Annotated in this window: 20 protein-coding genes and 1 pseudogene; 15 read left to right on the forward strand and 6 right to left on the reverse strand. The window is 52.5% G+C overall.

From position 1 onward, the window contains the following. Window positions 1-225 precede the first annotated feature (225 nt). Window positions 226-1,104, forward strand: coding sequence for an AAA family ATPase (locus GGR95_RS19125; RefSeq protein WP_184567476.1), 879 nt, complete (start codon window positions 226-228; stop codon window positions 1,102-1,104). A 413-nt stretch (window positions 1,105-1,517) separates the two neighbouring features. Next, the gene (locus GGR95_RS19065) at window positions 1,518-1,649 is read left to right on the forward strand and encodes a hypothetical protein (RefSeq protein WP_281395962.1); all 132 of its coding nucleotides are present in this window, start codon (window positions 1,518-1,520) and stop codon (window positions 1,647-1,649) included. Between the two features lie 220 nt (window positions 1,650-1,869). On the opposite strand, the gene GGR95_RS15495 is transcribed toward GGR95_RS19065, so the two are convergent. The 4 genes and pseudogenes from GGR95_RS15495 to GGR95_RS15510 form a co-directional block, all read right to left on the reverse strand. Continuing rightward, window positions 1,870-2,805, reverse strand: coding sequence for a YHYH protein (locus tag GGR95_RS15495; protein WP_184567478.1), 936 nt, complete (start codon window positions 2,803-2,805; stop codon window positions 1,870-1,872). 309 nt (window positions 2,806-3,114) lie between these two features. Further along, window positions 3,115-3,729: pseudogene (locus GGR95_RS15500) on the reverse strand (IS30 family transposase); the annotation flags it as partial. A 64-nt stretch (window positions 3,730-3,793) separates the two neighbouring features. Further along, window positions 3,794-4,543, reverse strand: coding sequence for a phosphate/phosphite/phosphonate ABC transporter substrate-binding protein (locus GGR95_RS15505; protein WP_184567480.1), 750 nt, complete (start codon window positions 4,541-4,543; stop codon window positions 3,794-3,796). Window positions 4,544-4,559: 16 nt separating this feature from the next. Continuing rightward, window positions 4,560-6,245: a tetratricopeptide repeat protein gene (locus GGR95_RS15510; protein ID WP_184567481.1), complete on the reverse strand. Its 1,686-nt coding sequence runs from the start codon at window positions 6,243-6,245 to the stop codon at window positions 4,560-4,562. A 479-nt stretch (window positions 6,246-6,724) separates the two neighbouring features. Between GGR95_RS15510 and GGR95_RS15515 the strand changes: the two genes are divergently transcribed. Further along, on the forward strand, window positions 6,725-7,096 hold the full coding sequence (locus tag GGR95_RS15515) for an ion channel (protein WP_184567483.1): 372 nt from the start codon (window positions 6,725-6,727) through the stop codon (window positions 7,094-7,096). Between the two features lie 206 nt (window positions 7,097-7,302). On the opposite strand, the gene GGR95_RS15520 is transcribed toward GGR95_RS15515, so the two are convergent. Next, a complete protein-coding gene (locus tag GGR95_RS15520) occupies window positions 7,303-7,956 on the reverse strand; it encodes a DUF2461 domain-containing protein (protein WP_184567485.1) in 654 nt (217 codons plus the stop codon). 330 nt (window positions 7,957-8,286) lie between these two features. On the opposite strand from GGR95_RS15520, the gene GGR95_RS15525 reads away from it, so the two are divergent. The 3 genes from GGR95_RS15525 (at window position 8,287) to GGR95_RS15535 (ending at window position 11,140) form a co-directional block, all read left to right on the forward strand. Then, window positions 8,287-8,889: a Pr6Pr family membrane protein gene (locus GGR95_RS15525; protein ID WP_184567487.1), complete on the forward strand. Its 603-nt coding sequence runs from the start codon at window positions 8,287-8,289 to the stop codon at window positions 8,887-8,889. Continuing rightward, complete coding sequence (locus GGR95_RS15530) at window positions 8,889-9,638, forward strand: ankyrin repeat domain-containing protein (RefSeq protein ID WP_184567489.1); 750 nt, start codon at window positions 8,889-8,891, stop codon at window positions 9,636-9,638. Before GGR95_RS15525 ends, GGR95_RS15530 begins: the two co-directional genes overlap by 1 nt. A 77-nt stretch (window positions 9,639-9,715) precedes the next feature. Beyond that, window positions 9,716-11,140, forward strand: a complete 1,425-nt coding sequence (locus GGR95_RS15535; protein ID WP_184567491.1) for a YbaY family lipoprotein — start codon at window positions 9,716-9,718, stop codon at window positions 11,138-11,140. A 343-nt stretch (window positions 11,141-11,483) separates the two neighbouring features. Here GGR95_RS15535 and GGR95_RS15540 read toward each other — a convergent pair whose 3' ends face one another. Next, complete coding sequence (locus GGR95_RS15540; RefSeq protein WP_184567493.1) at window positions 11,484-12,131, reverse strand: glutathione S-transferase family protein; 648 nt, start codon at window positions 12,129-12,131, stop codon at window positions 11,484-11,486. Window positions 12,132-12,378: 247 nt separating this feature from the next. Between GGR95_RS15540 and GGR95_RS15545 the strand changes: the two genes are divergently transcribed. From GGR95_RS15545 to GGR95_RS15585, 9 genes are all read left to right on the forward strand, one after another. Then, the gene (locus GGR95_RS15545; protein ID WP_221384945.1) at window positions 12,379-12,831 is read left to right on the forward strand and encodes a DUF305 domain-containing protein; all 453 of its coding nucleotides are present in this window, start codon (window positions 12,379-12,381) and stop codon (window positions 12,829-12,831) included. A gap of 11 nt (window positions 12,832-12,842) precedes the next feature. Continuing rightward, entirely contained in the window at window positions 12,843-13,601 is a 759-nt protein-coding gene (locus tag GGR95_RS15550; protein WP_246423415.1) for a glutaredoxin family protein, read from the forward strand. A 113-nt stretch (window positions 13,602-13,714) separates the two neighbouring features. Next, window positions 13,715-14,116, forward strand: a complete 402-nt coding sequence (locus GGR95_RS15555) for a hypothetical protein (RefSeq protein WP_184567497.1) — start codon at window positions 13,715-13,717, stop codon at window positions 14,114-14,116. A 79-nt stretch (window positions 14,117-14,195) separates the two neighbouring features. Continuing rightward, complete coding sequence (locus tag GGR95_RS15560) at window positions 14,196-14,438, forward strand: hypothetical protein (protein WP_184567499.1); 243 nt, start codon at window positions 14,196-14,198, stop codon at window positions 14,436-14,438. Then, the gene (locus GGR95_RS15565; RefSeq protein ID WP_184567501.1) at window positions 14,438-15,901 is read left to right on the forward strand and encodes a TolC family protein; all 1,464 of its coding nucleotides are present in this window, start codon (window positions 14,438-14,440) and stop codon (window positions 15,899-15,901) included. The genes GGR95_RS15560 and GGR95_RS15565 overlap by 1 nt, the downstream gene beginning before the upstream one ends. A 13-nt stretch (window positions 15,902-15,914) precedes the next feature. After that, window positions 15,915-17,273, forward strand: a complete 1,359-nt coding sequence (locus GGR95_RS15570; protein WP_184567503.1) for a multicopper oxidase family protein — start codon at window positions 15,915-15,917, stop codon at window positions 17,271-17,273. 45 nt (window positions 17,274-17,318) lie between these two features. Further along, entirely contained in the window at window positions 17,319-18,029 is a 711-nt protein-coding gene (locus tag GGR95_RS15575; protein WP_184567505.1) for a copper-binding protein, read from the forward strand. A 113-nt stretch (window positions 18,030-18,142) separates the two neighbouring features. Then, window positions 18,143-18,685 (forward strand): cupredoxin domain-containing protein, encoded by a 543-nt coding sequence (locus tag GGR95_RS15580; RefSeq protein WP_184567507.1) that lies wholly within the window; start codon window positions 18,143-18,145, stop codon window positions 18,683-18,685. A gap of 125 nt (window positions 18,686-18,810) precedes the next feature. Then, a complete protein-coding gene (locus GGR95_RS15585; protein WP_184567509.1) occupies window positions 18,811-19,410 on the forward strand; it encodes a hypothetical protein in 600 nt (199 codons plus the stop codon). The last annotated feature ends 63 nt before the right edge of the window (window positions 19,411-19,473 follow it).

Genomic DNA, 19,473 nt, shown 5'->3' on the forward strand with positions numbered 1-19,473 from the left:
CAGTGGTTTCTTTTTATATCAATGACTTAATGAAGATTTTGGTTGTGCTGGTATAAAACTGTCCCCAGCAAGTAGGGGCCAGTGTGTGACGTTGACACGATTCAAAGTTCGTTCTCTATACGTTCCAAGGCTCCGGAGCCTTTCATATCAATTACTCTGCCAGACCAAGGGTCCGGTGGTCGGCGCAAGCTCAAAGCCCGCGTCGAGATCTGAAAGGAATATACTGTGCTTAAAACAACTATCCCTTTTGCCGAAGTTCGCTTCTTTGATGAGACTCCCAGAAGGGTCGAACTGGAACAGCGATTCAGCAAGTTTTTGAATCAACTGCGCCATGCCAAAGATTCTATGGATCCTCAAAGTGGAAGCCGCATTGACACGGAGGATGGCTTTGAAGGCCTTCCATGTGCGCTGTCTCGCAAAGATAGGCTCAAAATCTCCAAACGTGCGGCTGTTTATCTGAATCGTGTGGAGGGGGCGACGGGGATGCAGCACCTCAAGGATGACGATAGGAAGAGACTGAGTTCGCTCAGTGGTGGGGTCGTGGTGTCGCGGGTCCCAACTGAACATGATGCTGATGTACTGGCCTCCGTACTGCATGATGAAATGCCTTGGATGGCCCCTGCCACAGAACACATCTGGCACGCACTTCGGAAATCAGTCCGGGGTGATCAACCCGGATTTCAATTTGCGCCTTTGTTGTTACTTGGCTCTCCTGGCATCGGAAAAAGTCATTGGGCGCGACGGCTGGGGGAGCTTTTGGAGGTGCCGACTACAGTAGTCGATGCGACAGGCGAGCCAGCCTCTTTTGCTCTCGTAGGGTCTCAAAGAGGCTGGAGCAACGCTGGACCTGGAAAGATCATTGAATCAATCGTAGCGGCCAAATGTGCCAATCCCATCATCGTAGTCGATGAAGTTGAGAAGGCAGGTGAAGTCTTGTCCAATAATGGATCTCGGTTCAGCTTAACTGATGCGCTGTTGCCCCTTCTTGAAAGGATGACGGCAAGCACGTGGCAGTGCCCTTACTATCGGATCAAGTGTGATATGTCTTGGGTTGGCTGGGTTTTGACAGCCAATACCTGGAAGGGTTGTCCGATGCGCTCTTGAGCCGCTGTCCTCCACTTGATCTACCGCCGATTTCGAGGGCACAGTTGGTCGCTTTTGCGCGCCGTCAGTGCCAATCGCGTGAGCTACCTGATGAGGCGGTGGATGCCATTGAAGAGATTATCTGGATGTCTCGAGGGGATATTGGTGGACCCAGTTTGCGCACAGTTAAAAGGATGATTGACCGTGCCGAAATTACTGTCGGGAGACCTGTGCTTCACATCAGCAAAAGGACGCCCCTTTGCTGATGTGATTTCAACAAATGATGATGTGTAAAACTCTACTGCTTTCGGCCGATGTATGGCCGTTAACGGTAGTATCAACACGGCTCAAATATTGAGGTGGTAATTATGACATGTAGGGCGGAAACTGGACCTTAGCTGCATCTGCGAAGGTTCTGTGCCAGAACTGCAAAGGTGGCCATTCAAGCCGTAGCAGGCCAAAGCCGCCATGCTGCGCTGCACGCCAAGGTCGGCTATGCGCAGATAGCGACCTTTGCAAAGTCACGCGAACGGCCCAGACTGGACCTTGGTGGCCTGAGCAGCTAGCGGCAGGAATGAGCCCACTTTGACCAATGCTGCGCGTTGCACGAATGTCCGTTACCGTCGGCTCTCCCAAAACCTTCAACAACCATTTGGGTTTTGAACTGAGTTTTTGGCGGCGTAAAACGAGGCTGCTTTGGAGTGTTTCAAAAAGGAGCGTTCTTGGCACAGGTGCTATAAATAACACCTGTAAGTCAGACAAGGACTCTTCCTTCACGTGCAACCCTCAGCCTCTGTTGGGAGGGCGCTTATTGAATGACGCATCAGGCGTCCCCGTGAAACAACCAAGCACGTGTGGGTAGGTCGCGGTTACGACATATCCATAGACGCCGTTCTGCATCATGCCGTTGCACTGATCCAAATCACCCGAGCCTGCGACAAATTCCCAGTCATCGATAAAGGTGCCGTCGTATCGGCCACCGGGCCCACCAGAACGCGTGCCCGTTTTCAATTGATAGCTCGTGGTTGCAGGACGGATCGCGCCATTGTCGTCGATGTAGCTTCCAAAGATCGGAAAACCGTCCGCCGCAAAGCCAATCACAGGCGAGGGCGTCTGCGGTTTCGTCTGCTCGAATAAGGCCAAAGGGTTACCATGGTAATGGTAGGTGCCATCAGGCTGGGTGTGGGCGTTATGCTCGTCCGTGCCGAAATTGCCGCCCGGCCCCATTGGATCGTATCGGTATGGTGTATCCATATCGCCGCAACCGATGCGGCCGTCGCGGACGCCAAAACACCCAGCTGCCATCAGATCCAGTTTCACGCCGTTCAAAAAAATGGCGTTGTCCGTCCGCAGACTCAGAGCCGTTGGCACACTGTTTGCACGCGGTTTTGCTGAGATCGTATAATTTTGTTTTTGTTGGGAAAACGGGTTTGCAAATCTGCCCGTTGCATTGAAATCATGATTGGGAACGGCATTGGATGCAATCGAACAGGTATTTCCATTCTTGGTGATGATTATAGTGGCGGTGTAGCGCAGTCTTTCTTGCACGTCCGTCCCGGTCGCGGTGTTTTTCCCAACATAATCGGCGCATGTCGCCGCGCGATCCGTCAATATCGCATCGGTTATATCGTGCGCCGAAGCGCCGCTGGCGGAAACGGCCAATGCCATGAACCCAATGAGAACTGGCACCTTCTTAGGGCTTATACGCGCTGGGTCGAACATCGAGTAATTCCTCTTTGGTGTTAGCTGTGCCGCAGAAGTTCTGCCAGCACGTAAGTTGTTTGTATCAGCTATACGTTTAAAGTAAAAGTTCCGTCGATATCAGAGAATTAAATTCTGCTGAAACTGGAGGACAGTTCTCCATTTCCTTCCTAAAACGGCCGTTTGTTGAACGATTTCTCGAAAGCCGACATTCGCGCACCTGAGACGCACGGCGGTTTTGTCCGAACAGCAGACTTCTATGCAAAGAGCAGCGAACGGCAGCTCTCCGCCCGATGAGTCAGACAGCCATGTCCGCTTTGGGCGGCGATCTCAACTGGTCGACGCAACACACTGTGCGAACTTCTCTGCTGGCGTCTGATACTGCAAGGTCTTGCGAAGCCGTTCGTTGAGTTGCCTTGCAATTATGCTGATTTTTGCTTGGGAATGGACTGATATATCCGTTCCGCGCGGCAAGTACAGCCTCAAAAGCCGGTTGGTGTTCTCGTTTGACCCACGCTGCCACGGTGACTGCGGGTCGCAGAAGTAGACAACAACGTCGGTCGCCAGTGTGAACCGTGGATGATCTGCGAGCTCTTTTCCACGATCCCATGTCAGAGATTTGTAGAGCTCGCGCGGCAGTTTCTGAGCCGATTTGATCAGCGCAGTTATGACACTCTCGGTGTCCTTGTTGGCGACTTTTACCAGCATGACATATCTGGAATGCCGTTCCACGAGGGTTGCGACATAGCTGTTTTTAGAGCCACCAATCAGGTCGCCTTCCCAGTGTCCTGGCACGGCGCGATCGTCGACGGATGCAGGCCTTTCGCTGATAGATACGGCATTCTTAATCTGGCCATTTCCCTTGCGCTTCTGTGATCGCTCAGGCCGGTCGCAGGGTATTTTGCGCAAAAACCACGCGCTGCATTGCCGCAGGTCCGCTTGGAGCCCACAGTGTTCAATGCTGCAATCAGCAGGAATGGCTGCTTAGCAGCTACTTAGGGAATTTCCTTTAGCATTCGGCTGGCGGGTTCGGCACTTCCAGATAGGTATCTCTTGGGATTTGCACGATGCCTTTGATGCCAAGGCAAGAGCGGTCACTCTCTTCCAAATTCGCAATTGCTTGTTCAACGGCGGTAAATATGGCAGCGCGGTTTTGCCCCTGTGCGGTGATGAGCGGTAATCCGGGTGTCGGTGTAGTCCAGTCCAGAACACGCAGTTTATTTGGAAATGGTTCATACTTTTCAATGTTGCGCCATGACACGGCATCGAGCGATGCGATGTCTGCGCGGCCCTCGGCCACTGCTTTGGCCGACTGCAAATGTTGGTCTGCGTGCAACCTGTTTTCGAACCAGAACCCAAACGGCTTCACATGCCAATAGGGCGCTGCGTATCCGGATTGCGAGAATGTTTGATTATAGGCGAACGTGGCGTCCTGAAACGCTTCAACATCTGTGCGCGGATCATCTGCGCGAACAATCAGTGCGCTGCGATAATAGCCGGGCGGGCATCCTTTGATACCAAAGTCCGGTGTGCCCACCAGTTCGACTTTGTCATGCAGCCAAGTGCGATAGGGCATACCGCAGGTTTGGCTCAAAACCAGTTCGGGATGTTTCCAGACAAAAAATTCTTCCGCATCCTGCGACAGCGCTTCGGGGCTTTCAATCTTTGCGTTTTGCAGGCCCTCGCGGATGAACTGCCAATACCGGTTATGCGCGTCGACCAGCTCTGGTCGCTGATACATCATCAAATTCGCAATCATTCTTTGGGTCGTCCTTTCAGGGTGCGCAACACGCAGTTGATGCAACAGGCGCTCTGCACAGACAAGACGATGTGATAGGCACGTCCGTTTTGGCAAGGGCCGTCGCAAGTTTCGCTTCAAGCGCAGGAAGTTCGTCCACTTCGCCGCGTCTGCGCAGGCATTCAACCAACCCGTGTAACGCCCAGACGTTGCCTGGATGTTGCGCGCATCGTTGCAGTTTGCCGTTCAGCCCCAGATCCGTACGATAAACGTCTTCGGCTTCATCAAAGTGTCCTTGCTCGGCAAGCAGTGCAGCCAAGGCATGTCGGGGTGGATGCATCCATGCCCAAGGCTCTGTGTATTCAAGGTTGTCATCGCGATAGACGCTTTCCCGCAAATGGGCGAAAGCAGCATCATGGTTGCCCTTGTGATATTCCAACTCACCATCGAGCATCTTTTCTCCGACGGACAGCGTTGCACGTGCGGAGTTGTTAAAGAATTTCCGGTTATCGGGGATGCGCGCAACGGCCAGATGAAATTGCGCACTTTCCTTTTCCGCGGCATCGAAGTTCTTGAGGGCAGCCTGTGCTACGCCTTTCGCGTAGTGGTGCATCGCCGTTGAAACGCAATACAGGGTGGGATCGTCGGGCATTGGCGCATCAACAATGTCCTGCCAGCGGCCAAAGCGCACGAGCACATGCATCTTCATGGAGTAATACCCCTCCATCGTGATCGCCAATTGCGGGCGATCTTGCACGCTTAGAACTTCTTTTGAAAGCGTCGCGCACATCTGGTCTGCGGCGGCCATTGCTGGCTTGAACTGGCCAAGAAACATGCAGGTATACATCATCAAATGCAGATCATGGCATCGCGCAGTTGTATAGAAATTGAACGCACCCGCGTAATCGACATACATGTTGTCAGCGCGGATTGCGCGTTCGCTAGCCTGTTTGGCTTTTTCGTACTCCCCACACAGCACATAGGTATGGCCCGGCATGTGGTTCATGTGTCCTGCGTCAGGACATAACGTGCCCAAAATATAGGCCGAGCGCATGGCCCGCTCAGGTTCATTTGACATCTCAGTGGCGTGAATATGTAGGTGCAGTATGGCTGGATGTTGCGGTTCGGACCCTGAGTCTTGAATGGCAATTGAACGTTCTATCACATTTAACGCCTCAAGAACGTCTGACTTTGCGGCGGGCAATCCTGTTTTCACATCCCAAAGTTTCCATGCGGTGCGGGTCATCATGGCTTCTGCAAAGATGGCCGCAACATCGTGGTCGTTCTTGTTGGCTTGGTACACCTCACGCATTGCGTATGCATACTCATCGTCCCAGCGATCAAAAACTTCGCCAGAAACGCAATTTGGTTTCTGAAACCTTTGCGCAAGAGCTTCAACCAAGCGATTCTCAAGGCTGCTTGCGGTATGTGCAAAGCTGCGGGCCCGTTGAATATGGTCATAGCCCAGCTTGGTGGCTTCGCCCGCCTCAGCCTCGCTGAACTGTCGCCAAACATTGTTGTAAAAAGGGCCCGACCCATAGGCGACGCCCCAATGTGCCATCACGCATTCGGGGTCGTGTTCAAGCGCCTTGTGGAAACACTTAACGCCCTCTTCGTGGTTGAAGCCATAACACCAGTTTAGCCCAATATTGAACCACCGCTGCGCTTCGCTCGAAGACGTGCTTATGGGTCTGGTGTGCTTCCCAAGGTCAAACCGGTTCATACAATCTCCAAAGTCTCTGGCCTCGCCAGATCATAGGTCATCACCGCTTCGGGTCTATCGATAAAGCGGCCATTAGAAATAAAGCTGGGTAGGGTAACCTTGTCCCGCACAGGCGACCTTGGGCTGTCAATTTTGCTGCGTCAGGTGTCGAACGGCAGCTTTACGAAAGCTGCAACGCAGCGTTTGGCCCTTCGGGCAACGGCGGCAATGGGCCGACAGCGGTCATCAGAGAAACCACTCAGGGACTCTGATGACCCAAAATCGAGTGGCGCACTGCAGCAAGTTTGTTCGGAGCTCAGAGCGGAAATCTGAAGAATTGCGATCGTCAGCTTGTTTGCAGGCAGATGTTGCATGTCGACTGCTGTCAACTAATCTGTTTCCTTCAAGGCATTCGCAATAAAAGGTATGGTCGCCCAGTGTTTTATCAATTGTTGCTCGGATCTGTAATCACTTTGGTTTCTCTGCTCGTAGGAGCATCAATGTGGTGGATTCTCAACGAAGTTATTTTTCGGATGGAGCCGTGGCTTCGCCGTTCTCCGCATCATGTGAAGTCATTCGTTGTTATCTTGATGGTCTCGATCGTAACGATGGCCATGACAACGTTTGGTGTCTGGTTATGGGCACTCGTATTTGTGAAAATGTCTATTTTCAAAACCTTGGAGGAGGCGGTTTACTATTCTCTAGTAGCATACACGACTTTAGGGCTGGGCGATGTTGTCGTTCCTAAGGAGCAAAGACTATTGGGGGGAATGACTGGTGCCAACGGTTTCTTGATGTTTGGTGTCATGACCGCCATGTTGACCGACACTTTACGCCATGTTCGCAGAGTGCAACACAACTTGCGCGATTAGGAATGCCGCCAAAATCTCCACGCTCAAAATGACCTTGATCGAGGGCTGCCCCCAGGAAAAATGCCTTGTGTCTGATCCTGATGACCTTACCAGACAAAAAAATAACGATCGTGGTTTGAGAGAATTCGTGGCCGTTCGGACCGATCTGAAACAAGCGTCTCAGACGCTTATCCAATAGCAGCTTCGTCCGCAGAGCTTCCGTCCAATCACTCGAAATACCTGACCAGCGGGCTGGCTAAGCGAAAGATGTCAATCAATTGCTCAATCACGTCGTCTTCCAGCAAAAGCGCATCTGGCAGATCCCTGTGGCATCCTAAACCGACCATTTTCAAATATTTTGCGGCCGGATCGTTCTTATCGAAACCGTCTGGAACAGTATTCAGCACTTTGCGTGTGACAATTCCATCTGCGAACATCTCTTTGAACTCCGGCTCGTTCACGAGCTCCTTAATTCCTTGCGGGTCGTCAACCATGCATCTGCGCAGGCTTGCAAGTGCTGCCTTCGAGGGATGGAAAAGCCCAGCCCCTGCGTGGCAATTCCCGGGCTCGATATGAAGGTAATATCCGACGCTCTCAGTTGGGTTACCCGCGTTGGCGAACACGTCAACATCCGTGCGGTATAAGCCGGGCCCGACACGTTCACGCGCTTCCTGAAAGAACTTCGAATAACTTTGCTTTGGTTTGAACCTTGCCTCGGCCACGTTATGGTCAAAACGATCAGCATAATCATGGAGTGTCGTCGCGATGCCCGTAAAATTGCGCAGAGCGTCGTCACGTTCCTCGCGGTGTGCATCCATCCAAACCTTGCGGTTGTTCATTGTAAGATCTGCAAGGAACGTAAATGTCTCTGGCTCAACCATGTCCTTCGCTCCGAATTACAGCAGTCACGAAGCGTGTCTGCATATGCGTAATATTATTGTAAGGTCGTTTGACGATTTTGGCTAGTCGTAGGAGTTTTGGGGCCTATTGTTGATCGACACCGAGGGCGGAGAGCGGACTTTCGCTGCGCTCTGCGCCAAGGGCCGCTCTCCCAGACCAAATCAGTATTATTTGATTGGGAAAGAGCCTCAGGCTATGTCGTACAAAGTTTCCTACTGCGTGCTGTTGGTGTCTTATGTTGCCATTTTCAGAAAAACTCAAATGCACCGCAAGGCCTTGTTCACGCATGGAAACGCGGTAAACATGCCGTCATGAATAATTATTCTCGCCCTACAGCCGCTCTTGTCGCCGCGATTGCACTCACCGCACTCGGAACGCACTTGGTCGTGTCCTACAAGCTGACCGGCGCACTGGGCCCGGCAATTTGGCTTATGGCCATATTTTTTACCATCCTGACCAATTTCATGGTCTTCATCACCTTTGCGCGCATGGTTGCAACCGGACGCATGCAGTCGGCTTTCTGGCTTGCGTCGCTCACGCTGTGGATTTTGATCGTAGGTATTGTTTACCATGTGATACTCACGCAATTCGGCACCCCTGCCGGGCTTGCATGGTGGGCGGATCAAGCACTTCACACCGCGACGCCACTGGCCACTTTACTGTGGTGGATAGCCTACGCCCCGAAACGACCCATGCCGTGGCGCAATGCGGTCCTGAGCCTGTTATGGCCTCTAATCTATGTCATTTATGCGCTCATCAGGGGAGCCTTCACAGGCATCTACCCTTATCCGTTCATTGACTTGAACGCTCTGAGCTATGGCCAACTCTTCAAAAATGCGCTCGTGTTTTTCTTTGCGTTCTGGGTCGGCGGGCTGGCCATCATTGCCATTGCGAGAACCTTTAAGGAAAGCTGATGAAAATACCTGTAATTATAATAACTGCTGGCTTTTTGATGGCCTCAAACGCCTTTGCCGAAGATTGTAAGGAGCTTTGTGACGGCGCCTGGTGGGAAACAGCAACAACTGTTGGTGTTATGAACGCGATTGAGGCTGCAGATATCGACGCACGCGATGAGAGTGGGGCAACGGCACTACACATCGCGGCAATTGCTGGGACTCCCGATGCTATCGCCGCGCTGGTTGCAGCCGGGTATGACATCAATGCGCAGAATAATATCGGCTTCATGCCGTTGAGTATCGCAACAATGTTCGGACCACCCGAGAATGTCGCCACGTTGGTAAATCTCGGGGGGGATCTTGGCCCGATCAGGGAAGGTGCTGGAGGTGCGCTTCATATTGCGGCCTCATTTGGCCCTTCAGAAAACATTGTTGTTCTGGCCAATGCGGGTGCTGAACTGGACGCCCGTGATGAAGAGGGCGGAACGCCCTTGCATGCCTCCGCGCGATATGGACGGCCTGAAGGCATTGCCGCACTGGTTGATGTCGGCGCTGAAATTGAAGCGCGCGACAACAACGGCGGGACGCCACTTCACGTCGCAGCTCAGTTTGGGACGCCAGAGAATGTTGAGATGCTGCTCAAGGTTGGCGCAGATGGGGCCGTGCTGAATGATAGCGGAGAAACGCCTTCGGACTTGGCGGCAGGTAATCCAAGCTTGGCAGGTGGTGATATCGACTGGAACAGGAAGCCTTTGCGCCCCGAGTGAGAGTTTTGTAATGCTTTAATATCAAAGCTATAACTCTATATTTTTGAACGAACTTTTCGACATAGAAAGAAATTCCAATGTTTTACTCCCGCTTTACGACCATGGTTCTGGCGATTGTATTCTCCTTCGGAGGAGTTGCGTCGGCTGATACAGTTACAGGCACGGCGACCTTCCGTGAGCGGATCATGCCGCCAGCAGATGCACGCCTTGTTGTGACCCTCGCCGATGTTTCTCGTGCAGACGCTCAAGCGGATGAGCTGGGGCGCATCGAAATCGAAAATGCAGGTGGCCCACCTTACGCGTTTGAGATCGAGTATGACGCGAGCGAGATTGAGCAAAACCACAGCTATGCGGTTCGCGCGACGCTCTGGACCGGTGATCGTATGATGTTTACGACCGACACGGTTGCGCCCGTTATCACGCGCGGAGCACCGGATGAGGTTAATCTTATCATGGTGCGGGTTGCCTCAGAGGCGCGGAGCAATGCAATTACCGACCAACCACAAATCGGCGCGCACGGTCTACAACTGCCTGCAACGTTCACAGGCACGCTTCCTTGCGCGGACTGTGAGGGCATTAAGTATCACCTCGATCTGTGGGCTGACCAAGGCTATCATCTGCGCCGGGAATGGTTGGGCCGCGCTAGTGATACTGGCGACAACATTCAAGACGATATCGGATTTTGGTATTCGGATGCACAAAGCAAGACGATTGTCCTGCCCGGTCTGACCGACACACCCAACCAGTGGGAAGTTAAGGCACCAAACAAAATCAGGCAGTTAGACGTGAACGGGAATGTAATCATGTCCGACCTTCCCTATGAACTGACCGGAAACGGCACGCTGGATGAATCCGATGTCGAGGATGTCTTTCTCGGCGGCATGATGACCTATATGGCGGATGCTGCGGTGTTTCAGGAGTGTCGCACAGGGCGCAGCTATCCCGTGGTCATGGACGGTGATTACCTTGCGATGGAGCAGGCATATCTTGCCGATCAATCGGCCGCTGGCGCTCCGCTTTACGTGAATGTCGAAGGTTCCTTGCTGATGCGCCCCGCGATGGAGGGGCCAGAGCAGCGTAGTCTTGTTGTGGATCGGTTTGTTCGCACCCGCCCCGACGTTATCTGTGAACGCCAGCGCGCAGATGCTTCACTGACAAATATCTACTGGAAGATTGATACTCTGGCAGGTGAGGATGTTGTGGGCCTGCCATCAGGCGGCCACGAAGCACACGTGATCCTACGCGAAAATGAGGGTCGCTTTTCAGCAACAGTGGGGTGCAATGGGATGATGGGCGACTTCGCGCAGCAAGACGGAACATTGAGCTTTGGCCGCTCAGCCGCGACACTCATGGCATGCCCGCCACCATTGGGTGCAATGGAGCAAAGACTCGCACTGGCCCTTGAAGCCACTCAAAGCTACCGCATCAATGGTGAAACGTTGGCGCTCTACAATGAGGCCAATGACATTGTTGCACTTTTGACAGCCGTCTATTTGTATTAACCGCCCGAAGCTCGTTGGGTCGTGTAGATTACAGCATCTGACTTTACCGTCTCAAAGCTGCCGTTTGTTACGCAATACGTAAACGGCAGCTTTGGGCCGTACCTATTCAGGCTGGCAAGGTGTGCAATCACCGAGCCAGCCCTAACCGACACCTGAGCAGCATACCCAAGAATGGCTATGGCCCGACTAACATGCAGTGTGCGGGTCGTGCAACTGCGCATAGAGAGCCGCCTGTGGATGGAAAAATTTGAAGATCAATTAATGTCTGCTTCCGGGAAGCTGCAGCGCGGCATGCGATGGCCGGTCAAGGTCTGGTCTGGGCCGTTCGGTCCTCATTTTAAACTCAACTGGGAATTGGCTGCTCCGATATCCATTTTTCATACACAATCTGTACGCTAGGTCTTTGCGCCACAGCGTCGGAGATACGCTTTACGTTTGGAAACTCCTGTGTCGATGGCTGCCCCCGCGATGGCTTGAGCCAAGTAGTCAACATGAATAAATAGATGTCCGCAGCGCTGAAACGATCACCAATCACCCATTTATTGTTCCCAATCTGATCGTCAATGACCTTCCAAGTCTCGCGTAATCGTCGAAGTCCACGGCGTTGCGCACTCGGTTCTGTCGCAGGCGTGTCAGCAAAACGATCTGGGTAGTAATCAAGCTGGAACGCATTTTGCACAGCATTGGAAAAATAAACCAACGTTTGAAGAAATAATCCGCGCTCGGGTTCATTAACCGTAGGTGCAAGTTTGGCTTCAGGATGACGATCGCAAAGAAAAATCGCTATCGCTGCGCATTCGTACATCGCGTTCTCATCCCAAATGAGAACCGGTACCCAGCCGTTCGGATTTAATGCCAGATGAGCTTGCGGCCGGGGTTTGCCCGTTTCTGTGCTGGTTGGAAGGAGCTCATAATCGGCTCCAATCTCTTCAAGAATGACCCTGACACCCAATGATGCACTTGCTGGCGCGTAGTACAGTTTGTAGCTCATGTGGCATTACCCTCCGCATTGAATTGGCGCTTTGTACCGGATTACCGTCTTCCCGACCATTGAAGATGCGGCACGATGGACGAATGGCAGGTTTGGCGATCAACAGCCCTCGTGAAAGTTAAATGGGGACTTAAGCGATATAGAATCTTCGTGAAATCTCGGAACCCTCCAGCGCTGGATACTTGTTTTACCCCTATAGAGCATAAATACAGGAGGTATCCCCGTGTCCTATTGGCGATTTTTTGCAATGATCATTACGTCCACAGTTGTCATGCTGGGATTGATGTATCTGAATACCTATGCGCTTGATCACATCTTTTTCAGCGAAACACGGACCTATATGGCGATCTATATGGGGGCTGTGATGGCTGTTATCATGTTGGCATTCATGTTTGGCATGTACACAAACCGAACGGCTAATTTCGCAATTTTTGTAGGCAGTGCCGTCATTTTTGCAGGCTCGCTCTTTCTGGTGCGTAGTCAGACCACGGTTGATGACACTTCGTGGATGCGGGCTATGATCCCGCACCATTCGATTGCGATTTTGACCAGTGAACGCGCCAACATCACTGACCCACGGGTTCGCAAGCTGGCTGATGATATCATTAAGGCTCAGCGTCTGGAGATTGATGAGATGAAAGCGCTGATCATTGATCTTGAGGGCGGACCAGCCGCCACCGCGGAACTTGATGGTAAATGAGGAAAACTTATATGCAACATGATCACAAAGCCAAAAGAGCGACAGTCTACCGGATGGTGATGCCGGATCACACTTGCCCATATGGCCTGAAAACTCTGGATCTCCTAAAACGTCAGGGGTTTGAGGTAGACGACAACCCCCTCACGACACGGGCGCAGACGGATGCGTTTAAGGAAAGCCACGGTGTCGAAACCACGCCTCAGACCTTTATTGGGGATGAGCGGGTCGGTGGATATGATGATCTGAGAATCTATTTCGGTCTCGATAAACCCGAGGCAGAGCAGTCAGGCGTCTCTTACCAGCCTGTTATTGCCATTTTTGCGATGGCGCTTTTTATGGCGCTTGGCCTTTCGTGGTATAGTTTTGGCAACTTCTTCACGATGCGCGCTTTCGAATGGTTCATATCCCTGTCGATGTGCATTCTGGCGGTCCAAAAGCTTCAAGACATCGAGAGTTTCTCCACAATGTTCCTGAATTACGATTTGCTGGCAAAGCGGTGGGTGCCTTATGGCAAAGTTTACCCGTTCGGGGAGGCTTTGGCAGGCGTTTTGATGACAGCGGGTGCGCTGATCTGGATCGCGGCCCCTGTGGCCATTGTCATTGGTAGCGTCGGGGCGATCTCTGTGATCAAGGCAGTGTATTTCGATAAACGCGAGCTGAAATGTGCCTGCGTTGGCGGCGATAGCAACGTACCTTTGGGGTTTATTTCGCTCACTGAAAACTTGATGATGTTGGTTATGGGGCTTTGGATGCTGTTTGGCATGCTGTGATTGATGAAATGCAGAATGCATTTGGGGCGCTTTGGATTTCTTTGAAAAAAACTTGGCAACCTTCCAGCGCTGGACCGATTGACAGCGGCTGTGCTGTCAATCAAGTGTCGGGTATGAACATGAGCAAAACCCTCTCTTCTTGGCTGAAATCAATCGCGTGCTTCGCGGTTGCTTTTGCTTTGGTGCTTGCGCCGCCGTCAGCCACTCATGCGGCGTCTGGTATGCATGGCAGCACCCACGGTGCTTCGGTTGACGTTAAGATTTCCGATGTAAATCCGCATGTCGCCCATTCGGATATGACCCAACAGCACGGTGATACAGCCGCATCAGACACGGATACCGATGAACAGGTTGCAGGAAAATGCTGCAACGGGATTTGCACCTCGGTGGTGTTGACTGACAATAGTGTAGACGGCTTTATGCCTGCTTTGTCGGGGAAATATTTGATGCCCACTGCTCAATCCCGGTCGGTTATTGCATCTGGATTTTTACGCCCTCCCCAATTCCTGATTTGATCTAAGGCTCATAGCTGAGCCTTCGTTTTGCGTACGCTTGTCGTGTGTAAACCCGAAGACCTTCAATCAGGTACTACTCATGAAAATTTATCTTCTTTTGGGGGCTTCCGCTCTCACTCTTGGCGCATGTGCCCAAGATTTCAGACCTTTGAAATATACGCCAACTCCTTTGCCTGTCGTCACAGCGCAGCAAGAGATTGCAAATAAGACGATTGTCACACCAGTTCAGCACCAAGACCCGCTGGCTGGCTACAGCTATCGCAGCCCGACCGGTCCACGTGACTGGCGCACTGTTAATCAAGAACAGTCGGAGGGAAATTGATGCGCCTCTCAAAATTGTCCCTTATCGTAGGGCTTCCATTGGCATTGGGGGCCTGCGCCACTGTAATCCCCAGCGCTTATACTGAGCCAAAAGCTGGCTTTGCCAATGTTGCCAGTCAGGTCACGCCTGCCATTGGCAAGCGGACAGTCTTTGCACAAACCCAAGCTGAAAACGAAGCGTTGAAACGTGAAGTTCAGGGCATGGTTCAAGGCAAGACAATATCGGCGGACACGGCCGTTCAGGTGGCCCTGCTCAATAACAAGGGATTACAGGCCTCCTACGCAAATGTAGGTTTGTCCGCAGCTGAGGCATGGCAGCAATCAACTCCCGAGAACCCCGTTGTCTCTGTTGGTGTTCTCGGGATTGGGGCGGCTGAACTGGGGCTTTATCGTGCCATCGAGAGCATGATCGCGGTTAATATTTTAGACGCGCAAACCCGTAAACAACGCCGCGCCTTGGCGGATGTGAACTTTCGTGCAGCGCAATTAGAGGCGGTGAATGATACACTGACCTTGGCAAACCAGACACGTCAGGCGTGGATTAACGCCGTCGCGGCGTTTGAAACGGTCAGCTATCTTAAGCGGGCCAAAGCCACATCTGATGCGGGATCTGAACTGGCGCGCAAGCTGGGCGAGACAGGTGCGTTGAACAAAGCAGCACAGGCCCGCGAACAAGCTTTCAACGCAGAATTGGCAGGTCAACTGGCGCAGGCACGCATGAGTGCAAGTAGTGCCAAAGAGACGTTGACCCAGTTGATGGGCCTGTGGGGGCCATCGGCCGAATACTATGTGCCTGATGCTTTGCCCGCCTTGCCCAAGTCAGCAGGGAATGTCCGCAATGTCGAAGCAAAGGCACTGCGTAACCGTGTGGATTTGCGGGTCGCTAAACTGGGCCTAGAGGCACAAGCTGCGGCATTTGGCCTGACAGATCAAACGCGGATGGTAACGGATCTGGAAATCATCGCCGGAGGCGAGCTGGAGCGCGAAATAGAAGATGGAGAAAAGGAGAGTTCATTCACACCCCAGTTGGAGCTGGAATTTGCGATCCCGATTTATGACACGGGCAAAGCGCGGATGCGTAAGGCTGAGCTGTCCTATCTACAAGCCGCCAATGTGTTGGCAGAACGTGCGGTAAACGTACGCTCCGAGGCACGGGGGGCCGAGAAGACCTACCTCGCGTCTTACAAAATCGCGCGCCACTACCGCGATGTATTGGTCCCACTCCGCAAGACCGTCGAGGCCGAGGGGCTGCTGTCGTACAACGGCATGATCACCAACACATTCGAATTGCTGACTGACGTGCGCGAAAAGCTGAGTGCGTCGTTGGAAGCTGCAAACGCGAAACGTGAATTTTTCATGGCCCAGGCTGATCTGACCGCTGCGATTTATGGCGGCGGCTCTGGCAGCGGTGGTGCAGGCGGCGGTGGTGCAACATTGGCCGCTGGCGGCGGCGCGGGACATTAAAAGGAAGATTGAAATGATGAACAGACGTCAACTACTCGGAGCAGGTACCGCAGGTGCGGCCCTTGTTTCCTCACAAGCGTGGAGCCAAACTTCCAACATGGGCTTGCCAGAAGCAGCCCTGATGGATAGTGCCGCCACGGCCGTTACACCGCGCCCGTCCTCGGGCGTGGATTACAATCCCGTCGTGACCCTGAATGGTTGGACTTTGCCCTATCGTATGAACAACGGGGTGAAAGAATTCCATCTGGTTGCCGAGCCGGTCGAGCGGGAACTGGCGGATGGCATGATTGCACATTTGTGGGGCTATAATGGTCAATCTACTGGTCCTACGATTGAGGCAGTCGAAGGCGACAGGGTGCGTATCTATGTCACCAATAAATTGCCAGAAAACACCTCGGTGCATTGGCATGGGTTAATCTTGCCTTCAGGTATGGACGGTGTGGTGGGGCTGAGCCACCCGGGGATCAAGCCTGGCAAGACCTTTGTCTATGAGTTCGATCTGACCAAGTCCGGTACCTTCATGTACCACCCGCATGCCGATGAGATGGTGCAAATGGCTATGGGCATGATGGGCATGTTTGTGGTCCACCCCAAAGACCCGACATTTATGCCGGTGGATCGCGATTTCCTGATCATGTTGAACGCGTTCGACATTGATCCGGGTACCTATGTGCCAAAGATCATGACGATGAACGATTTCAACCTGTGGACGTGGAACAGCCGAATTTTCCCCGACATTGATCCGTTGGTTGTGAACAAAGGCGATAAGGTGCGTGTGCGGGTTGGCAACCTGACAATGACCAATCACCCGATCCACATGCACGGCTATGACTTTAAGGTAACCTGCACTGATGGTGGTTGGGTGCCCGAAAGTGCGCAATGGCCTGAGGTGAGCATCGACATCCCAGTTGGTGCGATGCGGGCCTATGAGTTCACGGCGGATCATCTGGGGGATTGGGCGATCCATTGCCACAAATCGCACCATACGATGAATGCGATGGGGCATGATGTGCCGACGTTCATCGGCGTCAATAAAACCCAACTGACCCAGAAAATGCGCAAGTTCCAACCCGAGTATATGCCGATGGGTACGGCAGGGATGGGCGATATGGGCAAGATGACGATGGAATTGCCCGAGAACACCATACCGATGATGAACGGCTGGGGGCCACATGGCCCGATTGAAATGGGCGGCATGTTCTCGGTGGTCAAGGTCCGCGAGGGGATTGAGGCCGACGATTACGAAGATCCCGGTTGGTACAAAAACCCTCCCGGTGAGCAAGCCTATGAATGGACAGGCGAGCTGCCAGAGTTTGCCTCAAACAACAGCCCCAAAACCATCCTCACACCGAAATCGACAAGAGAAGGTTGAAGCCCTTCTCGACCATTTACTCACTTTAAACCCAAGGAAAACAAGATGAACAAACTACTTTTGACCACGGCCTTTGCCCTTACCCTCACCCTACCAGCTTATGCGGCGGGTACCCATGGAGGGGGCCATGCAGACGCCAAAACCTCCCCGATTGGCATGGCAGGAGATGCGACCAAAGTGGACCGCACAATCGCCATCACCATGGTGGAAACTGAAGGCGGCGAAATGCTGCTTCAGGGCGAGGAACTGACCTTTAAGAAGGGCGAAACCATCCGCTTTGCCTTCCAGAACAAAGGTGAGTTGGAGCACGAATTTGTACTGGATACTGTTGAAGGCAATGCGGCCCATAAAATCCAGATGTCCAAGATTGACATGGAACACGACGATCCAAACAGCATCCGCCTTGATGCGGGCGCTACGGGAGAAGTGGTATGGACCTTTTCAAATGACGGCACATTTGAAGCGGCCTGCCTGATCCCAGGCCACTACGAATCCGGTATGCACCGCGAGGTCGTAGTTGGCGAACAAGTCGCGCAAGCAGACATCGTCTATACCAGTGGGACCATCAAAAAGGTGGATGCCAAAAGCGGTAAAGTCACAATCAACCACGGGCCTTTGTTGAACCTCGACATGCCAGCAATGACAATGGTGTTCCGCGCGGATGAGGCTCTTCTTGCCAAAATGTCTGCGGGTCAAGCGATTGAATTCGTAGCTGAGCCAGTGAAGGGCAAACTGACGGTGGTTCAGGTGAAATAAGCTTCTGTCAGGGGTATCGGTGCAACTGGTACCCCTGCCTACCGTCACTGTGCGGTCCCAGAGAGGCTTTCCCCTGTTCTGTCTCCAACCCAATTTCAAAGAAAGTGGCCGAAATGTCATTCAAATTCATCTGTCTTGCGATGACATGCGCAGCTATGCTGGCAACTGCTGCGCATGCAAATGCGGATCAGGTCGGAAGACCGCACTATCGTGCTTATGAAGCGCTAGATCACCAGCCGATCGGGGAACCCGCGAACGGAACCTCCGCAACGGAGGTCATCGACGTCACGATCAAAGAAACGAAGAGCGGCTATATGCTGTTTCAACCGGACGTCATCGCGATCAAAACAGGTTCAGTTGTGCGGTTTGTCATCCGCAACGATGGGGCGTTGGATCACGAGTTTTATTTGGGATCCTTCGATGAGGTCGCAAAGCACCAACAATGGATGCGCAAATACCCCGACATGGCGCATGACGAGGCCAATTCTGTCACTGTGCCAAGTGGCGGGCAATCAGAGCTGGTCTGGACGTTTTCATCTACAACAAATCTTGAGTTTGTATGTCTTGTTCCCGGTCATCGCGAGGCTGGTATGTGGGGAGTGATATTGGTTCACGACCACCTGACATCGGATCGGAAGAGTGAAAACCGCCAGTGAACGTAGTTGGCCAATATCACATCCTGGTGCACCGTTTGGCGGCGATTTTTGGATATGCCTATGATGATAAGGCACCAGATTAGATTCACCCGTTTATCCATCTGATCTGTGCGTTGGTGCCTGTCATGTTCATGGCCGTCACGGTGTTTTACTTGATTGTTGGCACCCTGAAGGTTTGGAGTTTTGACCGTCTGTTTCACAGGCATCCAGAACCTTTGCGCGGGTTGGAGGCCAGTCTTTTCAAAACAGTGTTGAAATACTCCAGAAAACAGCAAGGACAGATGATCCTCTTGAGCCTGTTAACCTTGCCAATTCTATATCTGACATTGGAATTGCCCAAGCAAATTGTGAATAATGCGCTGGACGATGGCCGTTTTCCGATTGAGATGCTTGGATACAGCTTCAGCCAAGTTACTCTTTTGATGATGTTATCTGGTCTCTACCTTTTGGCGATAAGTCTGAACGGCATCACAAAATACACCCTGAATGTTTTTAAGGGCTATGTCGCTGAGCGGTTTTTACGCCGTCTCTTCGTCAATCTCCGAGGCTTTCCGGATATCGCCGCTCAAAAACACCCGACGCGCCCTCCAGCAAAGCCCGTTTCCATTGATGGATCATCGTCGTCTCTCACACATGCAATGCATGTGCTGCCAGTAATAGGTGAACCCCGAACCTGCTGGCCAGCTCTTCGTCTTTCAGCGCTTCCAACGCCACCTTGGCTTTGAATTCTGGATGATGTTACTTCCCTTTCGACATCGTCGATCTCCTTGGTGTTGAAGATCAACAGA

The sequence above is a fragment of the Sulfitobacter undariae genome (assembly GCF_014196805.1).
In the GTDB taxonomy this organism is placed as follows: Bacteria; Pseudomonadota; Alphaproteobacteria; order Rhodobacterales; family Rhodobacteraceae; genus Sulfitobacter; species Sulfitobacter undariae.

What these genes read in the sequence shown, in the direction of transcription:
- GGR95_RS15495 (WP_184567478.1), bottom strand. Translation starts at nt 2,805, where the DNA reads ATGTTCGACCCAGCGCGTATAAGCCCTAAGAAGGTGCCAGTTCTCATT.
- GGR95_RS15505 (WP_184567480.1), bottom strand. Translation starts at nt 4,543, where the DNA reads ATGATTGCGAATTTGATGATGTATCAGCGACCAGAGCTGGTCGACGCG.
- GGR95_RS15510 (WP_184567481.1), bottom strand. Translation starts at nt 6,245, where the DNA reads ATGAACCGGTTTGACCTTGGGAAGCACACCAGACCCATAAGCACGTCT.
- GGR95_RS15515 (WP_184567483.1), top strand. Translation starts at nt 6,725, where the DNA reads ATGTGGTGGATTCTCAACGAAGTTATTTTTCGGATGGAGCCGTGGCTT.
- GGR95_RS15520 (WP_184567485.1), bottom strand. Translation starts at nt 7,956, where the DNA reads ATGGTTGAGCCAGAGACATTTACGTTCCTTGCAGATCTTACAATGAAC.
- GGR95_RS15525 (WP_184567487.1), top strand. Translation starts at nt 8,287, where the DNA reads ATGAATAATTATTCTCGCCCTACAGCCGCTCTTGTCGCCGCGATTGCA.
- GGR95_RS15530 (WP_184567489.1), top strand. Translation starts at nt 8,889, where the DNA reads ATGAAAATACCTGTAATTATAATAACTGCTGGCTTTTTGATGGCCTCA.
- GGR95_RS15535 (WP_184567491.1), top strand. Translation starts at nt 9,716, where the DNA reads ATGTTTTACTCCCGCTTTACGACCATGGTTCTGGCGATTGTATTCTCC.
- GGR95_RS15540 (WP_184567493.1), bottom strand. Translation starts at nt 12,131, where the DNA reads ATGAGCTACAAACTGTACTACGCGCCAGCAAGTGCATCATTGGGTGTC.
- GGR95_RS15545 (WP_221384945.1), top strand. Translation starts at nt 12,379, where the DNA reads ATGATCATTACGTCCACAGTTGTCATGCTGGGATTGATGTATCTGAAT.
- GGR95_RS15550 (WP_246423415.1), top strand. Translation starts at nt 12,843, where the DNA reads ATGCAACATGATCACAAAGCCAAAAGAGCGACAGTCTACCGGATGGTG.
- GGR95_RS15555 (WP_184567497.1), top strand. Translation starts at nt 13,715, where the DNA reads ATGAACATGAGCAAAACCCTCTCTTCTTGGCTGAAATCAATCGCGTGC.
- GGR95_RS15560 (WP_184567499.1), top strand. Translation starts at nt 14,196, where the DNA reads ATGAAAATTTATCTTCTTTTGGGGGCTTCCGCTCTCACTCTTGGCGCA.
- GGR95_RS15565 (WP_184567501.1), top strand. Translation starts at nt 14,438, where the DNA reads ATGCGCCTCTCAAAATTGTCCCTTATCGTAGGGCTTCCATTGGCATTG.
- GGR95_RS15570 (WP_184567503.1), top strand. Translation starts at nt 15,915, where the DNA reads ATGATGAACAGACGTCAACTACTCGGAGCAGGTACCGCAGGTGCGGCC.
- GGR95_RS15575 (WP_184567505.1), top strand. Translation starts at nt 17,319, where the DNA reads ATGAACAAACTACTTTTGACCACGGCCTTTGCCCTTACCCTCACCCTA.
- GGR95_RS15580 (WP_184567507.1), top strand. Translation starts at nt 18,143, where the DNA reads ATGTCATTCAAATTCATCTGTCTTGCGATGACATGCGCAGCTATGCTG.
- GGR95_RS15585 (WP_184567509.1), top strand. Translation starts at nt 18,811, where the DNA reads ATGTTCATGGCCGTCACGGTGTTTTACTTGATTGTTGGCACCCTGAAG.